This window comes from Neolewinella persica DSM 23188 (assembly GCF_000373105.1).
In the GTDB taxonomy this organism is placed as follows: domain Bacteria; phylum Bacteroidota; class Bacteroidia; order Chitinophagales; family Saprospiraceae; genus Neolewinella; species Neolewinella persica.
This window is the reverse complement of record NZ_KB890443.1, coordinates 16,058-36,406: the sequence shown is the minus strand read 5'-3', so window position 1 is coordinate 36,406 and position 20,349 is coordinate 16,058. Positions and strand designations below refer to the sequence as shown.

Here is a 20,349-nt window from a genome sequence, read left to right as displayed (position 1 = left end):
CACCCGCGGCCGCGCCCACTTCCAAAGGCCTGGTAGATGCGGCCAAAAAGTGCACCAGCGAAGCTAAAATGCCCGCATTTCGGTCGACTAAAAACCAGCATTCATCCCGAAAGGCAGGGTACTTACCTTTTTTCCGTTTTCCCTTCCTCCTTTTCCCCGTTCCCCTTACACCTTTTCCCTTTTCCTCCTTTATCTTCACCCCATGACTTACGAAAATTTTACTACCAAAGCTCAGGAGGCCATTATTCAGGCCCAGAAGATCGCTAAGGAAATGGACCAGCAACAAGTGGATACGCCCCACCTGCTGGCCGGCATTATTACGATCGACGAAAGCGTCGCAGATTTTATCTTTAAAAAAGTAGGCGTAGACACTGCCGCAGTGCGTCGTGAGATCAAGGAGTCCTTGGTTGACTATCCGAAAGTGAAAGGCGCGACCAAGCAGTACCTGACCAATGACGCTAACCGCGCCCTGAGCAGGGCTAAAAAAATGCTTAAAGATTTTGGCGACCAGTACATCAGCATCGAGCTGATGCTGCTCGGCATCATCCAGGGAGCCAGTGATAAAGGAGCCCGGATAATGAAAGAACTCGGTGCCACTAACGATGGCATCCGTGGGGCAATCGAAGAGCTCCGCAAGGGTAAAACCGTCTCCGAACCCGGTGATGATAACACCTATAACCTGCTGGATAAATACACCATTAACCTCAATGAGCGCGCGGAAAGCGGCAAGCTGGACCCCATTGTGGGACGCGATGAGGAAATTCGCCGCCTGCTGCAAATCCTCAGCCGACGGAAGAAGAACAACCCCCTGTTAATCGGTGAACCCGGAGTCGGTAAGACCGCCATTGTAGAAGGGATTGCCTGGCGAATCGTCAAAGGCGATGTGCCGGAAAGCCTGAAAGAGAAGCGGATATTTGTGCTCGATATTGCCGGAATGCTGGCTGGTGCAAAGTACAAAGGAGACTTTGAGGAACGCCTCAAGGGCATCATCAAGGAAGTCTCCGACAGTAATGGCCGTTACGTCCTTTTTGTCGACGAAATTCACACCCTGATCGGTGCCGGCGGCGGAAACGGCGCCATGGACGCAGCCAATATTCTGAAACCAGCTCTGGCCCGTGGTGACCTTCGTACTATCGGTGCCACCACTCTGGACGAATACCAGAAATACTTCGAAAAGGACAAGGCGTTGGTCCGTAGGTTCCAAACCGTACGTATTGAGGAGCCGAGTGTGGAAGATACCATCTCGATTCTGCGCGGTCTGCAGGAACGCTATGAGGTGTACCACAAGATTGAAATCCTCGACGAAGCTCTGGTGGCTGCCGCCGAACTCAGTAACCGCTACATCTCTGATCGATTCTTACCCGACAAGGCGATCGACCTGATCGACGAATCTGCCGCCCGCCTCCGCCTGGAGTTGGATTCGGTACCAGAAGAGATCGATGAAGCTGACCGGAAAGTCCGGCAGCTGGAAATTGAGAAGGAAGCCATCAAACGGGAAGGGTCCGCTCCCAAGCTGAAGATCATCGAAGAGCAAATCGCCAACGCCCGCGAAACCAGGGATTCCCTACGCGCCCGCTGGCGTAATGAGAAGGACCTGGTGGACAACAGCCAGGCCCTGAAAAAGCAAATGGAGGAGATGGAACATCTGGCCGAACAGGCCGAACGCGCCAGCGACTTCGAGACCGTCGCCAAGATCCGTTACGGGCAGTTAGCTGATTTGCAGAAACAGATCGAAGCTGCAGAAAAAGAACTGGAGGAACTGCCCGACGAAAAACGATTCACCAACGAAGAAGTTACGGCCAACGACATCGCCGAAGTGGTGGCCCGCTGGACGGGGATTCCCGTACAACGTATGCTGCAAAGCGAGCGCGATAAGCTCCTCCGCCTGGAAGATGAGTTGCACAAGCGATTGATCGGCCAAAACGAAGCGGTTGTTGCGGTTTCCGATGCCGTCCGGCGCTCCCGCGCCGGTCTGCAGGATGAGAACCGACCCATCGGCTCGTTCATCTTCCTCGGCCCCACCGGTGTCGGCAAAACCGAGCTGGCTAAGGCCCTGGCCGAAGTCCTTTTCAACGACGAAACGGCCATCACCCGGATCGACATGAGTGAATACCAGGAACGCCACACGGTGAGTCGCCTGGTAGGTGCCCCTCCCGGATACGTTGGCTACGACGAAGGTGGCCAGCTGACCGAAGCGGTGAGGCAACGGCCCTATTCCATCGTTCTGCTCGACGAGATTGAGAAGGCACACCCTGATACCTTCAATATCCTGCTGCAAGTCCTCGATGACGGACGCTTAACGGATAACCGTGGCCGGGTAGCTAACTTCAAGAACACCCTCATCATCATGACCTCCAACATGGGGGCGGATAAGATTCTTGAGAACTTCGAAGACCTTGCGAGCGTCGGTGAAGAACACCGGGCAGACATCATTTCTACTACCAGGGAAGAGGTATTCGACACCCTGAAAGAAGAACTGCGCCCCGAATTCCTAAACCGGATCGATGAGCGGATTATGTTCCTGCCCCTGACGCTGCCGGAGATCAAACAGATTGCCCGTCTCTTGCTGCGTAAGATCGAAAAAATGCTGGCCCGTCAGGGCATGGTGCTTAAGATCAGTGACAAGGCCATGGATTGGTTGGCCGACCGTGGCTACGACCCCCAGTTTGGTGCCCGCCCGATGAAGCGAGTGCTACAATCCGACTTGTCGGATGAGTTGAGTAAAGATCTGATCTCTGCCAAATTCATTGCCGGTGACACCATCTACGCTGACCTGGGACAGGGCAAACTGACCTTCGGCAAAGAGCCCTTCCCAGCAAAGGAAAAAGCTACCGAAGTGGACGAAGAAGCTGCCGCGGAAGCAAAAGCGGTGCTGGCAGAAAAAGCCAAAGCTGCCGCAAAGGAAGAAGCAGAGTCAAAGCCTAAACGTAAGCGTGGTCGCTCCAAGCCGAAGCCTAAAGCAGCTGAGGCGGCAGAAAAAGCAGCTGAGGAAAGTGCAAAAGATGTGGCTGAGCTAAAGAAGGCCACCCAGGATTTGCTGGACGCTACGGAAGACGTGAAGAAGGCGGATAAGAAGAAGTAGGCTCTGAGTAACTATCTTACTACGAATTCTATTATTATAAGTAAGTAAAACCAATCATCATGCTTTCGCAAACTATAGAACGCTCCATGCTTTCGCTAAAGCGGAGGTCTTGGACTATTGAAGAATACCACGCCATGATTGATACAGGGATTCTTACTTCTGACGATAAAGTAGAGTTGTTATTCGGTCAAATAATTGAAACGAGCCCTGTTGGTAATGCCCATGCTGTCTGTGTGAAACCTTACTAAATCACTCTATGAGCGATTCTTGAACTCAAATGACCATGTGATTGGTGTGCAAGATCCTGTTACCTTACTTGATAATTCTGAACCTGAACCGGATATCTATGTTGCAAAGGGCCCATTAGAGCGCTATCATAACTATCACCCAGGACCAGAGCACTTGTTGTTAGTGATAGAAGTGTCAGATGCGACACTGCATCGTGATAAGACTGCAAAGTATTCAGCTTATGCAGCAGCGGGAATTCAGGAATATTGGGTCATTGATGTGTATAACCGGGTAATCTTTCAATACACTAAGCCTAATCAAGTGGATGGGGTGTATGCATCCGAAAATACCTATGTTGAAAAGGATGAGTTCGAAAGCTTATACTTGGGGAAATTCTCAGGAAGGGAATTGATTCTACAGTTGAAATAGCAAGTCAAGGTGATACCAATTTCGCTCTTCGATCACTAGTTCGACTATCTCCATTCAAACGTCTCCACCATCCGGTACACATCTTCCTTTGCGTAGGCAACGATTGGTGCCAGGGAGTCCGGGTTGACCACGGCATCGAAATACAGCGCACCACGCAGGAAGTGGCGGGTGGAGTCCGTTAGGAAAAACTGAAACTGACTGGCCGCAGGACCGGAAACGTCGAAAGCAATGCCGTGAACGTTTGCGTCTGCACGGTTGATCACGATTTCCTCGATGTCGCTGGCGCGTTTCATGTGCTCACCGGTCAGCTGGAAGGCCTTGTCGCGGTGAAATTCAAAATCGGCTATGGTCTTTAACGGATAGTAGCTGAAATGAACGCTTCCGTTGAGGCCTTCTGCTAATTTGAGGTCGAACCAACATGCATTCGGCGGTGCATCATCGAAGAAGGTGGTCTCCTGACGCATGGTGGCGGAGACCGGCTTGTCGAAGCTGAATGGGCAGTAATCAGCACCTACGTTTTCATACGCCCGGACCGGGTAATCTACCCTAGGGTAGGAGCGTGGCTTGGGGATCGGAAGGTCACCACCGCCGCAGGCGGTAAAAAGAAAAGAAAGGACCAAAAGCAAAAGGACGTTACGCATGGAAATGGTAACGTCCTCCCGGGTTATCAAGTTGTCTGGTTGTCGGGTTGTCAGGTTGTCGGGTTGTCAACAAGGTGTTTCGACAACCAGATAACCCGACAACCCGATAACCTGACCTTATTTCCAATCACTACATAAAACCCCCTTCTTGTTGACGAGGATCACCTGCTTGCGGATGGTCTTGCCCTTCTTGACGGCGAGAATGTAACGACCGTGGCGCAGCTCATCAAGGTTGATTTTATAGCTGTAGCCGTTGTGCTTCCGGATACGGTCATTGAAGAAAACGCGGTCCGTATCCAGACTGGTGAGCGTAACGGTCGCATTCTCTTGCTCGAGGTTAGCGATGATGACTTCCAGACCGCCTTCGGCCAGGTGGCTGCGTACGATGAGGGGCTCTACGGTAGTCGTGGCAACGGCTGGTCCCGCCATGGCGGTAGCAGTGGCCAGGAAAAGGAAAGCGAACGCGGAAAATAATAGATTTTTCATTTAGATATGGTTTTATTGGGTTGAATAAGAAAGGGTTAGGTGCTATTTACTTAATGGACGACAAAGATCAAACTGGGGTTGCACGTAGTCGATTTTTTAAGATAAACCGGTCCTTGTGTTCGACGAAAGTTGATAATCAGAGGCATTGGATGGCTAGGTGTTTCTTCGCCCAACGTCCGATGCATCGTTGGCTGAAATAGCCGCTAAAGGTGATCTGGGGAGAAAGAAGTGTTAATCATCGCTATCATCAGTCATTAATAGATGGACGTGCAAAACGCTATAATTATTCATCTTAGTTTAATTTGTAAGCTAAGTTAATTTATCCTAGCTTTGTCCCGAAAGACCGTTCCATGAAATACACACCCCTACTATTAACACTATTCCTTATCGTCCAGCTCCAGGCACAAGACAGTCTGGAGCTCAGGCCAATTACTGTAGTAGCCCCTGCCTGGGCCTCCGGCCCGGAGGCAAGACCGGTGGCTGCGCTTTCCCGCGAAGACCTACGCGTAAACTACTACGGCCAGGAACCCGCCTTGTTGCTGGAGCGGCAGCCCTCCGTTACTGCATTTACCGACGCGGGCAGTGCCTTTGGCTATGCTTACTTCCGCTTACGCGGTATCGACCAGACGCGCCTGAACTTTACGCTCGACGGTGTTCCGCTCAATGAGCCGGAGGACCAGGGCTTTTACTTCAACAACTACGTTGATCTGCTGAGCAGTATTCGAGCCGTGCAGCTGCAACCAGGGATTAATGTAGATGTGAATGGCACGGCGGCTTATGCTGGGTCAGTCCAGCTATTGAGCCCGGTGATTTCCGGCAAAGAATTTACCGAGGTGACGGCGGGCTATGGCTCCTTTGGCAGTTACCGCGTCTCCGCCGCCGCGCAGCGGCGGCTGGGCAATAAGGGCTGGAACCTCTATGCCCGGGGGAGCCGTCTGGGGTCCTCCGGCTTCAGGGACCATAGCGCGACCATGAAGGGACCTCGGCTTTCGTCCAGCTGGGGCGAACCGGAGAAAAGCACCTGCTGAAATTCACGGCCTTTGCCGGTACCCAACAAAACCAGATGGCCTGGCTGGGCGTAAGAGATTCCTTATTACAGGAGGCACCCCGCACGAACGGAAACAGCGAAAATGAGCGCGACAACTTTACCACTACGCTGGCCAAAGTGCAGTACACTTACCTGGCCAGTTCCGCACTCCGGTTATCCTCCAGTCTTTACTATGGCTACCAGGATGGGAACTATGATTTTGACCTTAATAATTTTGTGGGCGCAGACATTGGTGCAGGGTTGTTGAATTATGCTTTCGTTTACCATAACCTCGGCCTGTTGACAAACCTGGCCTATGAGCAAAACGACTGGGAATTACGCACGGGATTTCACCTGCAGGATTACCGGCGCCGGCACCTTGGCAGCCAGGAAGGGATTGGGGGACTTTACGTAAATACCGGCAAAAAGCGGGAGTTTAGTGGCTTTACTTCCCTTGCTCGTCAGACCGGAAAATTGCACCTGCGCGCCGCCGCCCAACTCCGCCACAGCAGCTTTGGCTATGAGGGAAGCGTTGGCCTCGAACCACTTAATTTTACTTTCCTGAACTACAACCTGGCGGCCACACTGTCCGCCGGTACGTCTCAACTCTACTATCGCTTTGGTAGCGTTGGCAGGGAGCCGACCCGAAATGATATTTTCGGAGGGGAAGACGATTTGCTGTTGGGGGGGGATGGTCCCCTGATTTACGTTACGGAACCTGAAACTGTCTTCGATCATGAACTCGGCCTGCAGGGCAACACTACCAGTTTTGACTACCGGGTGAATGCCTTTTATCTACGATTCAGGAACGAAATTGTACTGAGTGGTGCTTTCGGTCCTAACGGTTTGCCGCTGCGGTCATCGGTGGCCAGGTCATATCGCGCTGGGCTGGAATGGCAACTTTCATACCGGTTGTCTCCTGCTTTAGAGGTTCATCAGTCTGGTGCTTTGTCCGACAATAAAATAACGCAGGATGACACCATTTTTGACCCTGTTCTCAGCCCCGGAATACTGCTCAACCAAGGGATCACGTACCGCCGTAACGCCTGGTCTTTCGGCCTGGATCTTCGTCATCAGGGGGCGAGTTTCATCGACCTGGCGAACGAAAATGAGATAGCTGGCTTCACAACCATTGATGCCCGCGTCAGCTGGGCAAAGGGCCGCTGGTCGGTCTCGGGCTTTGCATTTAACCTCACCGACGAAAGCTATGCCACTAACGGGCAGCTGGACATTTATGGCCGGCCTACTTTTCACCGCAGGGCGGGGGTTAATGGATGGATGTCGGTAACTTATCGCTGGTAAGGTCGCTGCGCTCCTAGTTGCAAGGGTTGCAGTTGTTGCAGGCGTTACAACTCGCGCACTGTCTGCAACAACTGTAACCAGAACCAAGTGACCCTGGACCCCCTGCAACTCCTGCAACCGGAGCGAAGCGACCCTGCAACCCTTGCAACTGGAGCGAAGCGACCCTGCAACCCCTGCAACCGGAGCGAAGCGACTCTGCAACCCTTGCAACCTGAGCGAAGCGACCCTGCAACTCCTGCAACCTGAGCGAAGTGACCCTGCAACCCCTGCAACTGGAGCGAAGCGACTCTGCAACTCCTGCAACCTGAGCGAAGCGACCCTGCAACCCTTGCAACTGGAGCGAAGCGACTCTACAACTCTTACATATGGAAACCGCCTTCACTTTACTAAATTACCCCATTTCCTGGATAGAATTGATTGGCACCATTGCCGGCCTCATCAGCGTCTGGTTGGCGGTGAAAAACCACGTCTGGACCTGGCCGGTCGGGTTACTCAACGTGATCTGTTTCGCGGTGCTGTTCTATCATTTTCGCCTGTATTCCGATGCGCTGTTGCAGGTGTATTTCTTTGGTATGAGCCTGTACGGCTGGTATTTCTGGCAGCAGAAAAATGGAGCAACTGCATCGCCCATCAGGGTCCTTGACGGGCAGCAACGTTGGTTATGGGCATTCATTATTTTGGCGGGGACGCTGGTGCAGGGGACGTTAATGAGCCACGTTCATACCCTGTTACCCACGGTTTTCCCCGAGCCGGCAGCCTTCCCTTATCCCGATGCCTTCACTACGGTCGCCAGTATCATCGCCACTTTCTTTCTAGCCCGGCGGGTGCTCGAGAGCTGGGTGCTTTGGGTGTTGGTGGACCTCGTCAGCATCGTGCTTTATTTCAGCAAGGGGATTGTACTGGTGGGGATGGAGTATGTTGTATTTTTGGGGTTGGCTACTGCCGGAGGAGTGGGTTGGTATATAAGTTGGCGAGCCACTACAGATCACGGGCCGGTTTACAATTAGGAAATTGGTTAACTGAACATGGAGCAAACCTTTACACAGACGCCCATTCTAGTAAGCTCTCAGAGAGGTTGTTTGCGGTGCGGTAGCTGATGACTACAAGACTTTTCAGCAAGTTAAGCGGGCAAATATGAGTAGTATTATCTAACTTCGTCAATAGGCAGTGGAGTCATACCTTTCGAATAGGCGCCCCTGAAAAGTCCGGAATTCGCTGTGGGATTTTAACCCTTCCTGATCCAACTTTCAGGCCAATCGTTTAGCGTTGGATTAGAGTGTCTTAAATAAAATATTAGGCGTTATGAAAAAAATTATGTTCCTATTGATCTTTCTCCTGGTAGGGTTGGTAATTTTATTTTTGGTGCTAAAAAGTGAACCTTTTCCCACGTATTCCCCCGAAAGAAATTACACCGCAGATAAGGGGACAGAACAAACTATTCTTTCTCAGTTTTTATTAGCTAAAGATAGTACTGTCATTGAATTACCCAAAGGCCAATTTTCCATAAGCCAGGCACTACCACTAGACGGTGTTAGTCATGTAACGATTAAAGGGCACGGGATGGGTGCGACGGTGCTAAATTTTGCCGGGCAAACCAAGGGTGCAGAGGGTCTTAGAATAACCAATGGTAATAATATCACGATACAGGACCTTACCGTAGAAAATGCTAAAGGAGACAACATTAAGGTGATGGATACGAATGGGATTACCTTTAGAAATGTAGAGAGTTCATGGACGGGTAAAGTGAGTGAAGACAATGGGGCTTATGCTTTTTATCCCGTACTGTGTAGAAATGTCGTCATAGACCAATGTAAAGCTATTGGTTCTTCGGATGCAGGGATTTATGTAGGGCAGTCGGTTGATGTAGTGATTAGTAATAATGAAGCCTTATACAATGTAGCAGGAATAGAAAGCGAAAATTCGATAAATGTAAAAATATTTGGGAACAAAGTATATGAAAATACGGGAGGAATCTTGGTGTTTGATTTGCCTGGGCTGACCCAATATGGGAAGAATATAGAGGTGTATAATAATACAGTATATGAGAATAACACCAGTAATTTTGCTAAGGCGGGAGCCATAGTCGGGCAGGTGCCTAGTGGTACGGGAAGCTTGGTGTTGGGGACTGAAGATGTTTATTTTCATGATAATTCCTTTACCGATAATAAGACAACTTCTATCGCGATTGCCAGTTATGAATTGATTTATGAGTTGGGCAAGCGAAATAGTCGGCCAGAAGAAGCTCCGGGTGTTGTGGGGTCCGTACGTACAATTAATGATGAGTACAACTCAGATGCCAATTATAATCCATATCCAAGGCAAATAAAAATAGGTGAAAACAGATTTGAGAACTCGTATCTGTTTCCAACGATTAATAATGATTTTGGAAAGATTCTATTATTTAAAAAGCCTTTTCAAACGGTGGACGTGCTCTGGGATGGCCTGGAAGACGAGGATGCAGACTATACTCTGTGCTTTGAAACAGGAGGAGAATCCTTTTCTTTTTATGGACTAGATGTGATTAACGATTTTAAAAATGCAACCAGTGATGTTTCGGAGTATAATTGTAATTAGTACCCTTGCATTGGCTTTGCTCCTCGGTTGTCAGAATCAGGGGAATGTTGCTGTAGCCAATGATTACGTAAGTGTTTCTGGGTTATTGACCAGCCAGGATACACTTGTTAAGTATGAGGATCTTGGGTTGAAAAAGCTCTCTGATTATGGTTTTTTTAAGCAGCCGATTAGCCAATTGATTCCCGCTTCCGAACAGGTGGTACCGTATACGTTGAATTCGCCCTTGTTTACAGATTATGCGACTAAGAGTCGATTCATTTCCTTTCCGGAGGGTAGCACAGCTGCTTATGTGTCTGACGAAAAGGTTTTAGATTTTCCAGAAGGTACTGTTATTATTAAAAACTTTTATTATACCAATGCTGACTTAAAAAACAACGATACCGATGTTATTCTCGAAACCCGGTTGCTCCTAAAAAAGGATGGTGAGTGGATTGCGCTGCCGTATGTGTGGAATGAAGAACAGACAGAGGCATATCTTTACATATTGGGAAAAGACATAGACTTGGTCTTGGAAGCAAACGATGAAAGGGTAGAACCCCTTAACTTTAGCTATTCGGTGCCAAATATTAATATGTGTAAAAACTGTCATGTCAAGAATCAAAAATTAGTGCCATTAGGGCCTACGCCCCGACAACTAAATCGGGAAAATCAGTTTATCAGTGTTAGCCAGAATCAGTTGGCCTTTCTTTCCGACAATCACTTTTTAGTAGATCTGCCACCTCTTTCTGTTGTGGCCAAACTGCCAGACTATAAGGATGAATCAGAGCCTTTAGACGGTCGGGCCCGAGCATATTTAGACGTTAATTGTGCCCATTGTCATCAGGATGGAGGTTCGGCTAAGACATCAGGTTTGCATTTAGCATATGAAGAGTCAGATTTGTACAGACTAGGCGTCAATAAACCGCCAGTTGCCGCAGGCAAAGGGTCTGGGTACCTAGCCTTTGACATCGTTAGTGGCAAACCTGAAGCGTCAATATTGTTATACAGAATGAAGCATTTGGAACCTGATATCGTTATGCCTGAGATAGGAAAAAACCTGGTTGACACTGAGGGTGTAGCATTGATAGAGAGCTGGATAAAGAGTCTGTAGTCGCTTAAAAAGCAAATTTTGGGATAGTCCACTCTCAAGTTCTTAATCCCCCATGCAAGCATTAACCCCAGGCAGGTTCATGCCCCTACACACCGGCCACCAGGCCCTGATTGCCTTTAAACTCACCCTGCTCATGATACTACGCTGCCCGGAGCTCAGCGAGCTGATCTCAGGAGTAGGCCGCGAGTATTCGCAACAGCTGTATGTTTTCCTTAAGTAGGGCAATGGTGGAAAATCCAAACACAGCTTTATTTACTAAGAAGCGTACCTTGTCGCCGCTCATCACAAAACACTAAAGCGTGCATTCCAGGATCAAGCCAATATTATACATAGTAATTTTGATGATTACTATATCGTGTGGTAACCCAGTAGAAAAAGAGATAGAATCAGTAGAGAAAGTACCGTCCTTCAAGGTAGAATACGCAGGAGCGTTGATGAACTTAATGCACAAAAACGATGTGTCGGCTAAAGTGGCCCTGTCGGAATATGAGAAGGTAGAGCATTTATATGCGCTTGGTGCTATGGAAAATTTAAAAGGGGAGATTCAAATATTTGATGGTCACCCAGTCAATTCCTACGTGGAAGACGGGGTGATGAAATTCGACAGTAGTTACGGGAAAAAAGCTGCGCTTTTTGTCGCTGCCGCGGTAGCGGAATGGCGTAAGTTTCCGGTGCCTGATACAATCGTTACTAAAGAAGAATTTGAAGCTTTTGTCGCAAAATCGGCGCTAGAAAACGGAATTGATGTAAGCGAACCCTTTCCATTTATAATGGAAGGTGTTGTGAAGAAAACTGATTGGCACGTGATCAACTGGAAGGATGGGGATACGGAACATTCGCACGAAAAGCACATCTCCTCGGGATTAAACGGGACGGCAAAAAACGCCGCAATAGTAATGCTGGGATTCTACTCAGATGCTCACCATGCTGTTTTTACCCATCACACGACGAATATGCACATCCATATGCGGTTGGCTGACGGAACAATAGCGGGACACGTTGATGACTTTGAATTGGATGGGAAAATGACGCTGAAACTTCCTAAGTAAGTGAGAGATTGCCCGAGAAGAGTGTCCTGTATCCATTTACTGCAGTAGCTGAATTCAACCCAACACCAAGCTCAGTCTGTTGCTGTATGGAGGGGGAAATGATTAGTGTTGAAGCAAGTTTTTGGGTGGTACGTCGCTGGTATTAATAAAGGAAATATGGACAAAGAATTACCAAAAATATTCTTCGATCGAAACGCCAGTCTTGATGTTGAGGTGATAGATTTTGCACAGCTCTTTAGAAAGTTGAACGACATAACGGATCATGATCCGTTTGCTGCGCACAAAATCGAGTTCTACCTCATATTGATTGTAACCAGCAATTCGTACACCCATTTTGTCGATTTTAAGTCGTACGAATTACTTGAGGGGAGTGCTCTTTTCGTTGCTAAAAACCAAGTACATCATTTTACCCAAAAACTGTCTGAGGCTGATGGGCTCTGTATGATTTTCAGTAGCCTATTTATTGCTGAGCGCCGATTCTTATCGGATAACCTTAAGCTGAACCGGTTATTCAACTACCATATTGAGGCGCCAACCATTCACCAAAAAGAGATGGGGGAGGATAGCTTTATTGGCATAGCTAACAGACTCTATAGTGAATATGTCTTCCCAAACAGCTTTGCTAAGTCGGAGATACTACGTGCACTACTTCATGTGCTGTTGCTTAAGGCTGAACGAACAAAAGAAGTTCAGTCCACAAGTGGGGCTAAAAAACACTGGTTGGAAATATTTAGTGCGTTTAAGGACATGCTCGAAAGAGAGTATGTAAACACCAGGAGTTCAAGAGACTATGCCTCCAGGTTGTTCATTTCCTATAAGTTGCTAAACGATATTGTGAAGAAGCTAACGGGCAAAACAGTTAAGGCCTTTATTGATGATTTCGTGACGATAGAGATTAAGCGCTACTTGGTGTCTACCTCTCTGTCAGTAAGTGAAGTAGGCTATAAGACGGGGTTTGAAGACCCTGCCAATATGATTAAGTTTTTCAAGAAGAATACCAATACTACGCCGCTCAAGTTTAGACAGCTGCCGTAACAACTGGTTACACTTTTACCATTTTTGTCGTCATTTTGATAGCTAGGCCACTGCGGGCTCGCCATAGTTTTGCAGTATCAAATAACCAAAGCATCAAAACGAAGCACTATGTATTTTAAATCAATGTTGCTGGTAGTAATAGGATTATTACTTGCCGGCTGTAACAGCACCCAGTTGGTGTTAGAGGTAACCACTTTTACATCAAAGGCGACAACCAGCGCCGCCACTTTTAACAGGCTAGATGCTGAAATTGAGAACAACTTCACGAGTAAGCAACCAGGATTTATTAAACGCCAGAGTGGCGTTAATGAAAAGGGAGAGTACGCTGTCCTGGTCTACTGGAATACGCTTGAAGATGCCGAAGCCTCTATGCAGAAATTCATGGCTGATGAATCAGTTGCGGATTATGCTTCAATGATTGATGGGCCGTCGATGAAAATGTCCCGTTACCTAGTGAAGGATGAGTTCAAAGCGAACAATAGCGACTTCATTGAAGTGATGTCATTTGGCACCAAGTCCGGTGCTGACATGGCTGTATTTAATAAGGTTAATAAAAAAGTAGAAATCGGATTTACTGCAAAGCAGGAAGGGTTTTTACAAAGAATCACTGGAGTCAATGAAGGTGGTGAGCAAATCGTAGCTGTGTACTGGGATAATAAGAAAAATTCGGATGCTGCATTAAAGCCCTTTATGGATAATGCCATATCCAAAGAGTTCATGGGCATGATGGATCAATCCTCCATTCAAATGGGGCGCTACCAAATAATTTCTTCACTAAATAATACTACTATGGAATTATCGAAAAAAGACAAAGCTGTCGCACTGCTGAACAGCTTTAATACCGGTGATCAAACACCTATCTCTTACATCAATCCAAATGAATACGTTCAGCACAACCTGTCTGTTGCAGATGGTTTACAGGGCTTTGGTGAAGTGATGCAGCACGCACCACCACAAGGCTTTAAGGCTAATGTCGTTCGTGCCTTTGAGGATGGCGACTATGTGTTTACCCACACCGAATACGATTTCTTTGGCCCTAAAGCCGGGTTCGATGTGTTCCGTTTCGAGGACGGACAGATTGTGGAGCATTGGGACAACCTGCTAGAGGTTCAAAAGCCCAACCCAAGTGGCAGGACTCAATTTGACGGTGCTACAGAGATTACCGATCTGGATAAGACGGAGGCCAACAAAACTATCGCCCGTGAATTCATCGAGAAAGTCTTGCTGAACCATGAAATGGATAAGGTAGCGACGTACATCAACCCGACGAACTATGTCCAGCACAACCCTGCAGTTGCCGATGGCCTGGAAGGCTTTGGTGCAGCAATGAAGTACTTCGCTGAGAACGGATTGGTGATGGAATACACCAAACTTCACAAGGTATTGGGGCAAGGCAATTTTGTGCTTACCCTCAGCGAAGGAAAGTTTGGTAAAGGAGAGCTCACCGCCTTTTACGATTTGTTCAGGTTGGAAGACGGGCAGATCGTAGAGCACTGGGATGTGATTGCGCCGATTCCACCAAAAGCGGAGTGGAAAAACGAAAACGGAAAATTCTAGAATAACTCATTCAATGCTTAATGTGAAAGGAACATCAACATTGTTGATGTTCCTTTCTTAAATATAAAAAATATGTCTACCCAACAACAAGTCGAAGTTACCTTAACTCATCTGTATAAGGACGCCAGGTTCGATCATTTGAAAATGTTGAAAAGTTTCGCGCAAAGCGTCTTTAAATCGATTCAACCATCTAGTTTTAAAGACGTGTATCTGTCGATTTCCAAAGAACAAGGAGAAGGCTTGAAGCGACTTATTAAAGAAAATGGTATCCGGAACATCATTGAATTTGGTACTTCATTCGGAATATCTACCCTGTTCTTAGCTCAAGGTGTGCTTGAGACCGGTGGCAATATCATTACCACAGAATTAATTGCCTCGAAAGCGCATAAGGCGATTGAAAACTTCAAAAGAGCAGGCGTAAACCACCTCATTGAAGTTAGAATTGGTGATGCCTTAGAGACACTGAAAAACCATCATGAGCCAATTGACCTACTGTTGCTAGACGGTTGGAAAGATTTGTACTTACCGATATTTCAGATGCTTGAACCTAATTTTCATGAAAGCACGTTTGTTTACGTTGACAACGCTGACATGGCAGAAACTAAAGTATTCTTAAGGGCTATTAGTCAAAGTAATAAGTATCACCTACAGCCCAAGTTCGGCGGTAAAGTCGTGTTGATTAGTATTAGGAAATAAGCTTTTAGCGTTTGATTCGCGTTTTAGCATTCAAATCTCTCCTATGCAAGCTCTGGTCTTAGGCAAATTCATGCCCCTACACACCGGCCACCAGGCCCTGATCGCTTTCGCGCTCAGCCAGGCCACCCAGCTTACGATATTGTTGTGCGTGGAAGAGAACGAACCCATCTCCGGCGACGACCGGGAACGGTGGCTACGGGCAGCTTACGCCGATGACCCGCGCGTCACCATCCAACGATTCGATTTTGCGGATGAAGACTTGCCCGCGACCTCGGTTTCCAGTCGCGACGTAAGTGAGCTGTGGACGGCCCGGCTAAAGGAGTTGGCACCCGAGACGGAGTTGATCATAGGTTCCGAAGCCTACGTACAGTACGTAGCTGAAAGCTGGGGGATTGGCTATCGGATCTTTGATGTAGACCGGGCCGCCGTGCCCGTTTCCGCCACCATGATTCGGGCGGAGCCGTACCTGTACCGGCGCTTTTTGGTACCTGCCGCCCGGCCTGACTTCGTTCAGCGGGTGGTGTTGCACGGTACGGAGTCGACCGGGAAATCCACACTGGCGGCGCACCTGGCGTTGCGCTACGGTACGGTCTTCGTTCCCGAAACCGCCCGCGAAATCGTGGAGCACACCGACACCGTCGTCTTCGAAGACCTACTCCGGATCGCCGACCGCCAGGCCGAAGCCATTCAGGAAGCCATCCCCCAAGCCGATGGCGTTCTGTTCATCGATACCGATGTGTACACCACCCTGGCCTATGCACGTTATCTCTTTGGCCGGGAACTGCTGCTCCGGCCAGCCTGGCTGGCTGCCGCTGAAAATCACCTCTGCCTGTTTACCCAGCCCGACGCGCCCTATATGCAGGACGGCACTCGCCTTGAGCCGCCTGAGCGGGCTGACTTGGCCGCCGCCCATTGGAAGGCACGGCAAGAGAGTGGAGTGGAGACTTTGCTGGTAAAAGGAGATAATTGGTCAGAGCGGACCCGGTTGGCGGAACGACTGCTTAAAGATTGGGGTTTGGCGATCTAATCACCCCCGGAGGGGAAACTCAGGTGGTGATACCCTACCGCAAAACCACCCTAAAAGCCCCAAACCTCCCACCATCACGCACAACCTGCACCCAGTACGCTCCTGGCGACAAAGCATCAAGTGATAGGCTGCTCTGGTAATCTAGCGAAAGTACTTTTCTACCCAAGCCATCAAATACGGCGACCTGCCCCACGGGTTGTCCGTCGGTTGATTCAATCGTCAGTTTCCCGTCGGTAGGATTGGGGAAATAGCGGAAAGTCGCAGCGGGTAAAACCCTTGTCTCATTGGTACCACTCAGTAAGCTGTTTACGATGGTATTGTTGCTCTGGGCCAGGTTAAGGAGAATGCTGTCGCCCAACACTCCCTGACCGTCCAGCGGTGCATACAGCTCCAGGCTTGATTTAAGCATCGCACCACGAACCAGCGCGGTAATTTCATCGGCGTTCATTCCTGAGCGGTAGAAGAACCAATCCCTGAAATCTACAGTGGCTGGCCCTGCGGCTCCGCTGAGGGCAAAGCTTTGGGGAACAAGGCGTTCGTTGACACCACCAGCCACACGGGCGGAGTCCACGTAAAGAAAACTCCCTCCCCGGGCGTAGTAGTGCGAGAGGGTAAGCTGGTGCCACTCCCCGTCATTGACGGCGGTAGCTGAAGTGATCGAAGCGCCAGAAGGCGCAGTATAAACGGCCATGCCCGAGGCATTGATGGAGAGGTTACCCTCTCCCTGATGCGTCGGGATGGAGAAAATTTGTCCACTTCCCACGGTCCGAACACCAATGGAAAGGGTAAAGGGATGTACCGTTTCTTCCGGGGAGAATACGGCGGGGTTTTCATCAACTTCATTGCCGAAGGTAACCCAGGTATCGCTTACGCGTTGGGGTAAAACCTTCCCTGCGGAAATGGCATCAAACAGGGACGGGACGAAGGCGTGGAAAAACTCTGTGTGCCCCGCCATATTCGGGTGGCCCAAGTCAGCTTCGTAGCCAGTTACCCAATTGCCGGTACCATTGTCATTGGAGCCCAGTACATTAATGCTTGGGACATCCCACTGGTGAATCAACAGATTCATGTCTTTGATGAATTGGTAATCTTCGATGTCAAAATCTCTGCGGGAATAGTTGCCTATGACAACCGGCGTAATGTTTCTGGCTCTGGCCCGGGAAATCAACTCTTGGAGGTTATCCCGGAATTGATCAAAAGCCTCTTGCCCCCGGTTGCGGATGCCCTCGTTGGCCAGGGAGAGGCCATAAAGGACGTATTTGTCACAAAGCGGAGCGAGGTCGCTGGCCCAGCGGTTAGAGACGGCTGCGGTGTTGTTACCACCGACGGAAATATTGGTCAGGCTCCAGTCGCGGCCCTGATCAGCAGCAGCACGCGCAGCCAGGAGCTGGCCGAACTGAAAGGCGTAGCCCATATCGTTAGGTGCACCCTCGCCCCGGGCTACGGAGGAGCCCATCACGGCAATTCCATTGGGGTTGAGCTCGGGGCATAACTCTACGCCCTCTAGCTCCGTCAACCGTAAAGCGTTGAGGTAGCCGAACTGGCCGAGGGAGACACGGAAAGTCAGCGTGATCGTCCCGTCGTCGGCCGGGAAAATGACCTCCGACCGGAATACTTCACTGGCGTTACTATTTCGTCCGGCTCCTCCAAGGTCGGAACCGGAGGTCTGTACCTCGCCGCTGTCCGCATTGAACCCGACGACTTCGTAAGTTGTATTTCGGCGGCCGGTATGCGTACCGCTGCTGAATGCGCGGAACTGGTAGCCGGAGCTCGTATTGAGGTTACGGAAGGTAAGCTGGCCAGAGTTGCTGGTTTGGAAATAATCGCTGGTGGCGGTAGCAATCGCAAACTCGCCGAGTACTGCGGCGTCAGGACTGGGCAAAGCTGCGTCGGGTAAGCCACCATTGGTGACCGCTTTAGTAACAAGCATTTCGTAACCGGTACCGATGTTGTTAGCGGTGACCAATGTGACGGGGTTAGCCGCTTCCGCTGGATCGGTGGCATTATTCCAACTGTTACCGTTGCTGTCGGGGCTGGTGGTGGTCGCGTCAGTTTCGCCGAAGTCAATAAAGAAGTGGTTGATCGTCTGGCCAGAGATGATCACGACTTTGCTTCCGCTTACATTAGCGTTCGGCTGGAGGGTAGTAGCAGTTACCGTAACGGTGCCGTTTTTCAGCGGAATCAACTCTCCATCGACGGTGATCTCAGCGGCGGTCGGATCATCAACCGACCAACTGACGCCCTGAAAAGTTGCCTCCGCTGGCACTACTTCGGCCATCATTTGTCGGGTCCCCCCCTGTTCGGTAATGTCATCTCCCGTTACGTTGATCGCCGTTACGTCTACCTGGCCAAGGCCGTCGAATTCCTCGATTTTCATCGCGTTGATATAGGCAAAGGAGCCGGCGTTTCGGCTTAGGGTTAGAACGACGTCCCCCTCTTCGGTGGGGAAGACCGCCTCGGAGGTATAGGTTGTTGAATTATTGCCATTATAGCCGCCAACGCCCAGGTCCGGCCCGGATGACTGTAAGCTTCCAATTACCTCATTCGCGCCGTTAAACCGGTAGCCGGATTCCCGAACCTGCGTATTATCCCTACTCGCAAAAATGGTGAATTTGTAACCTCTGCCTGGGTTCAAATCGCTGAAGGTCAGCTCGCCGGTATTATTGGTGAAGAAGTAATCCTGCGTGGCCGTGGCGATGGCGAACTCTCCCAACTGCTCGGCTGTGGGGTCCAATAATCCGCCGTGATTAATACCATTAGTGGAGAGCATGCTGCTTACGGATACCGTCGAGGGCGTTATGAATCCGTCCTGATTGGCCAGCATTACCGCCGGTGCGACTGTCGAGGAATTGGTCGGGTTGTTCCAGTGGTTCCCGTTTGCATCGGGGCTGGCAGTGATGTTGCCATTGCTGCCGTCATTCGGTCCAAAATCAAGGTAAAAGGACTGGAGCGGCGCTTGTGCAGAGAGCGCAAGAGGTATTAGCAGTGATAGCGTAAGGAGAAATCTGGACATGGGGGAAATAATGGTCTTGGAGCGGCGGCTAATACAACGGAGAGAGTTGGATTACTGAGGTTGATAAATAATGGGCTGGGTAGTTTGAAACCCTGGAGTGGCAAGTCTGAGCAAGTAGCTACCTGCCGGCAACTTGCGATCGGCCAGCGAGAGGGTGATGTGCTGCGGACCAGCGGGGTAGCTTCGCGTGGCGAACTGTCGTAGTCGCCTGCCGGTATGGTCATAAAGTGAAATTGCCAGTGGTCCGGTCATTGGCATTTCCCATTCGATGCCAATCGGTCCGTTGGTAGGGTTGGGAAAGAGCTTAACCGGGAATTTCACCTGGGAGACATTGCGGGTGCCAACAATGTAATCAGGATCCACTGCGCGAAAAGTCCGGCCCAGGATGAGGTTGTCAAAATCAACCTCCAGCGGCGGGGTGCCTTCCACCTTCAGTTGAACGCCATCGATGCCAATGTTGAGCCGCAGGCCAGGAAGGCCTGTCGTTGGCACGGTAATATCGGCGGTTTCTGCTGTAGGTTCTCCTGCGTCGTTGAAGGTGTCGGGGTCAACCCACAACCAGGCCAGTTCGTCGCCGGAATCACCACTAAACTGAATTTTAACCACCAGCCGGTGAAGTCCTTCCGCATCTATGTCAGTGTTGTAGTTGCCTGCCCCGGGCCAGACGAGGCCAATCTTCCGATTGCCAAATTTTCGCCCAACGGTAAATACCTGGTTGCTGCCCCGGGTAAAGGTGACGTTCCCAACGTTATTCGCCACGGAGCCAGCACGAAAGTCGACGTCGTAGGATATCCAAAGTGCCTGACCGTCATCCTCAATCAAATCGATCGGGCGGTTATAGCGGATACCCGCCCGGATGAACTCCAGGGAAGCCCGGCCGGAGGTAGGGATGACCGTGGTTGGTACCAAATCACCTCCACGGATGATGGCATCGTCCCCCGTTTCTCTTGTCCAGGGGCCTGTCCAACCGTTGATCGTATCGCCGAGGCAAAACATCGGATTATACGCCGCATAGTCGAAGGTCTCGTATACGAGTACTTCGCTTTGGGCGGAGAGGGAAATGGAGAACAAAAGCAGGAGCAGGACGCGCATAATCACGAGGAAATTAGGAAA

17 protein-coding genes are annotated in these 20,349 nt (G+C 49.8%); 13 read left to right on the top strand and 4 right to left on the bottom strand.

The genetic code is table 11. The features are described 5' to 3' along the window. Positions 1-202: 202 nt before the first annotated feature. Positions 203-3,082: an ATP-dependent Clp protease ATP-binding subunit gene (locus B036_RS0118170; protein WP_020570159.1), complete on the top strand. Its 2,880-nt coding sequence runs from the start codon at positions 203-205 to the stop codon at positions 3,080-3,082. A gap of 267 nt (positions 3,083-3,349) precedes the next feature. Beyond that, the gene (locus B036_RS32305) at positions 3,350-3,739 is read left to right on the top strand and encodes a Uma2 family endonuclease (protein ID WP_020570158.1); all 390 of its coding nucleotides are present in this window, start codon (positions 3,350-3,352) and stop codon (positions 3,737-3,739) included. 44 nt (positions 3,740-3,783) lie between these two features. Here B036_RS32305 and gldD read toward each other — a convergent pair whose 3' ends face one another. Next, entirely contained in the window at positions 3,784-4,380 is a 597-nt protein-coding gene (gldD, locus tag B036_RS0118160; protein ID WP_020570157.1) for a gliding motility lipoprotein GldD, read from the bottom strand. Between the two features lie 117 nt (positions 4,381-4,497). Further along, positions 4,498-4,866 carry a hypothetical protein gene (locus B036_RS0118155; RefSeq protein ID WP_020570156.1) on the bottom strand — a complete coding sequence of 123 codons (369 nt, stop codon included), beginning with the start codon at positions 4,864-4,866 and terminating at the stop codon, positions 4,498-4,500. A gap of 350 nt (positions 4,867-5,216) precedes the next feature. On the opposite strand from B036_RS0118155, the gene B036_RS0118150 reads away from it, so the two are divergent. From B036_RS0118150 to B036_RS29940, 11 genes are all read left to right on the top strand, one after another. Continuing rightward, positions 5,217-5,894, top strand: coding sequence for a TonB-dependent receptor (locus B036_RS0118150; RefSeq protein WP_026232100.1), 678 nt, complete (start codon positions 5,217-5,219; stop codon positions 5,892-5,894). A 35-nt stretch (positions 5,895-5,929) separates the two neighbouring features. After that, the gene (locus B036_RS0118145) at positions 5,930-7,195 is read left to right on the top strand and encodes a TonB-dependent receptor domain-containing protein (protein WP_026232099.1); all 1,266 of its coding nucleotides are present in this window, start codon (positions 5,930-5,932) and stop codon (positions 7,193-7,195) included. A gap of 365 nt (positions 7,196-7,560) precedes the next feature. Continuing rightward, positions 7,561-8,202: a nicotinamide riboside transporter PnuC gene (gene pnuC / locus B036_RS0118140; protein WP_020570155.1), complete on the top strand. Its 642-nt coding sequence runs from the start codon at positions 7,561-7,563 to the stop codon at positions 8,200-8,202. A gap of 295 nt (positions 8,203-8,497) precedes the next feature. Next, a complete protein-coding gene (locus tag B036_RS0118135; RefSeq protein ID WP_020570154.1) occupies positions 8,498-9,769 on the top strand; it encodes a parallel beta-helix domain-containing protein in 1,272 nt (423 codons plus the stop codon). Positions 9,770-9,779: 10 nt separating this feature from the next. Continuing rightward, on the top strand, positions 9,780-10,859 hold the full coding sequence (locus tag B036_RS0118130; protein ID WP_169435076.1) for an SO2930 family diheme c-type cytochrome: 1,080 nt from the start codon (positions 9,780-9,782) through the stop codon (positions 10,857-10,859). Positions 10,860-10,938: 79 nt separating this feature from the next. After that, positions 10,939-11,079: a hypothetical protein gene (locus B036_RS33655; RefSeq protein WP_020570152.1), complete on the top strand. Its 141-nt coding sequence runs from the start codon at positions 10,939-10,941 to the stop codon at positions 11,077-11,079. A gap of 118 nt (positions 11,080-11,197) precedes the next feature. Continuing rightward, complete coding sequence (locus B036_RS29945; RefSeq protein ID WP_157472210.1) at positions 11,198-11,908, top strand: decarboxylase; 711 nt, start codon at positions 11,198-11,200, stop codon at positions 11,906-11,908. A 156-nt stretch (positions 11,909-12,064) separates the two neighbouring features. Next, the gene (locus B036_RS0118115; protein ID WP_020570150.1) at positions 12,065-12,943 is read left to right on the top strand and encodes an AraC family transcriptional regulator; all 879 of its coding nucleotides are present in this window, start codon (positions 12,065-12,067) and stop codon (positions 12,941-12,943) included. A 747-nt stretch (positions 12,944-13,690) separates the two neighbouring features. Then, on the top strand, positions 13,691-14,500 hold the full coding sequence (locus B036_RS34595) for a nuclear transport factor 2 family protein (RefSeq protein WP_044103104.1): 810 nt from the start codon (positions 13,691-13,693) through the stop codon (positions 14,498-14,500). Between the two features lie 72 nt (positions 14,501-14,572). After that, positions 14,573-15,196 carry an O-methyltransferase gene (locus tag B036_RS0118105; protein ID WP_020570148.1) on the top strand — a complete coding sequence of 208 codons (624 nt, stop codon included), beginning with the start codon at positions 14,573-14,575 and terminating at the stop codon, positions 15,194-15,196. Positions 15,197-15,239: 43 nt separating this feature from the next. Then, positions 15,240-16,223, top strand: coding sequence for an AAA family ATPase (locus B036_RS29940; protein ID WP_020570147.1), 984 nt, complete (start codon positions 15,240-15,242; stop codon positions 16,221-16,223). A 34-nt stretch (positions 16,224-16,257) separates the two neighbouring features. Here B036_RS29940 and B036_RS0118095 read toward each other — a convergent pair whose 3' ends face one another. Beyond that, a complete protein-coding gene (locus B036_RS0118095) occupies positions 16,258-19,236 on the bottom strand; it encodes a GDSL-type esterase/lipase family protein (protein ID WP_020570146.1) in 2,979 nt (992 codons plus the stop codon). A 51-nt stretch (positions 19,237-19,287) separates the two neighbouring features. Further along, positions 19,288-20,328, bottom strand: a complete 1,041-nt coding sequence (locus B036_RS0118090; protein WP_020570145.1) for a T9SS type A sorting domain-containing protein — start codon at positions 20,326-20,328, stop codon at positions 19,288-19,290. Between the last annotated feature and the right edge of the window lie 21 nt (positions 20,329-20,349).

Excerpts from the sequence above, each read along its gene's own strand:
- B036_RS0118155 (WP_020570156.1), bottom strand. The coding sequence starts at position 4,866 with ATGAAAAATCTATTATTTTCCGCGTTCGCTTTCCTTTTCCTGGCCACT.
- B036_RS0118115 (WP_020570150.1), top strand. The coding sequence starts at position 12,065 with ATGGACAAAGAATTACCAAAAATATTCTTCGATCGAAACGCCAGTCTT.
- B036_RS33655 (WP_020570152.1), top strand. The coding sequence starts at position 10,939 with ATGCCCCTACACACCGGCCACCAGGCCCTGATTGCCTTTAAACTCACC.
- B036_RS0118135 (WP_020570154.1), top strand. The coding sequence starts at position 8,498 with ATGAAAAAAATTATGTTCCTATTGATCTTTCTCCTGGTAGGGTTGGTA.
- B036_RS0118090 (WP_020570145.1), bottom strand. The coding sequence starts at position 20,328 with ATGCGCGTCCTGCTCCTGCTTTTGTTCTCCATTTCCCTCTCCGCCCAA.
- B036_RS0118095 (WP_020570146.1), bottom strand. The coding sequence starts at position 19,236 with ATGTCCAGATTTCTCCTTACGCTATCACTGCTAATACCTCTTGCGCTC.
- B036_RS0118105 (WP_020570148.1), top strand. The coding sequence starts at position 14,573 with ATGTCTACCCAACAACAAGTCGAAGTTACCTTAACTCATCTGTATAAG.
- pnuC (WP_020570155.1), top strand. The coding sequence starts at position 7,561 with ATGGAAACCGCCTTCACTTTACTAAATTACCCCATTTCCTGGATAGAA.
- B036_RS0118145 (WP_026232099.1), top strand. The coding sequence starts at position 5,930 with ATGGCCTGGCTGGGCGTAAGAGATTCCTTATTACAGGAGGCACCCCGC.
- B036_RS34595 (WP_044103104.1), top strand. The coding sequence starts at position 13,691 with ATGGGGCGCTACCAAATAATTTCTTCACTAAATAATACTACTATGGAA.
- B036_RS0118150 (WP_026232100.1), top strand. The coding sequence starts at position 5,217 with ATGAAATACACACCCCTACTATTAACACTATTCCTTATCGTCCAGCTC.
- B036_RS0118170 (WP_020570159.1), top strand. The coding sequence starts at position 203 with ATGACTTACGAAAATTTTACTACCAAAGCTCAGGAGGCCATTATTCAG.
- gldD (WP_020570157.1), bottom strand. The coding sequence starts at position 4,380 with ATGCGTAACGTCCTTTTGCTTTTGGTCCTTTCTTTTCTTTTTACCGCC.
- B036_RS29940 (WP_020570147.1), top strand. The coding sequence starts at position 15,240 with ATGCAAGCTCTGGTCTTAGGCAAATTCATGCCCCTACACACCGGCCAC.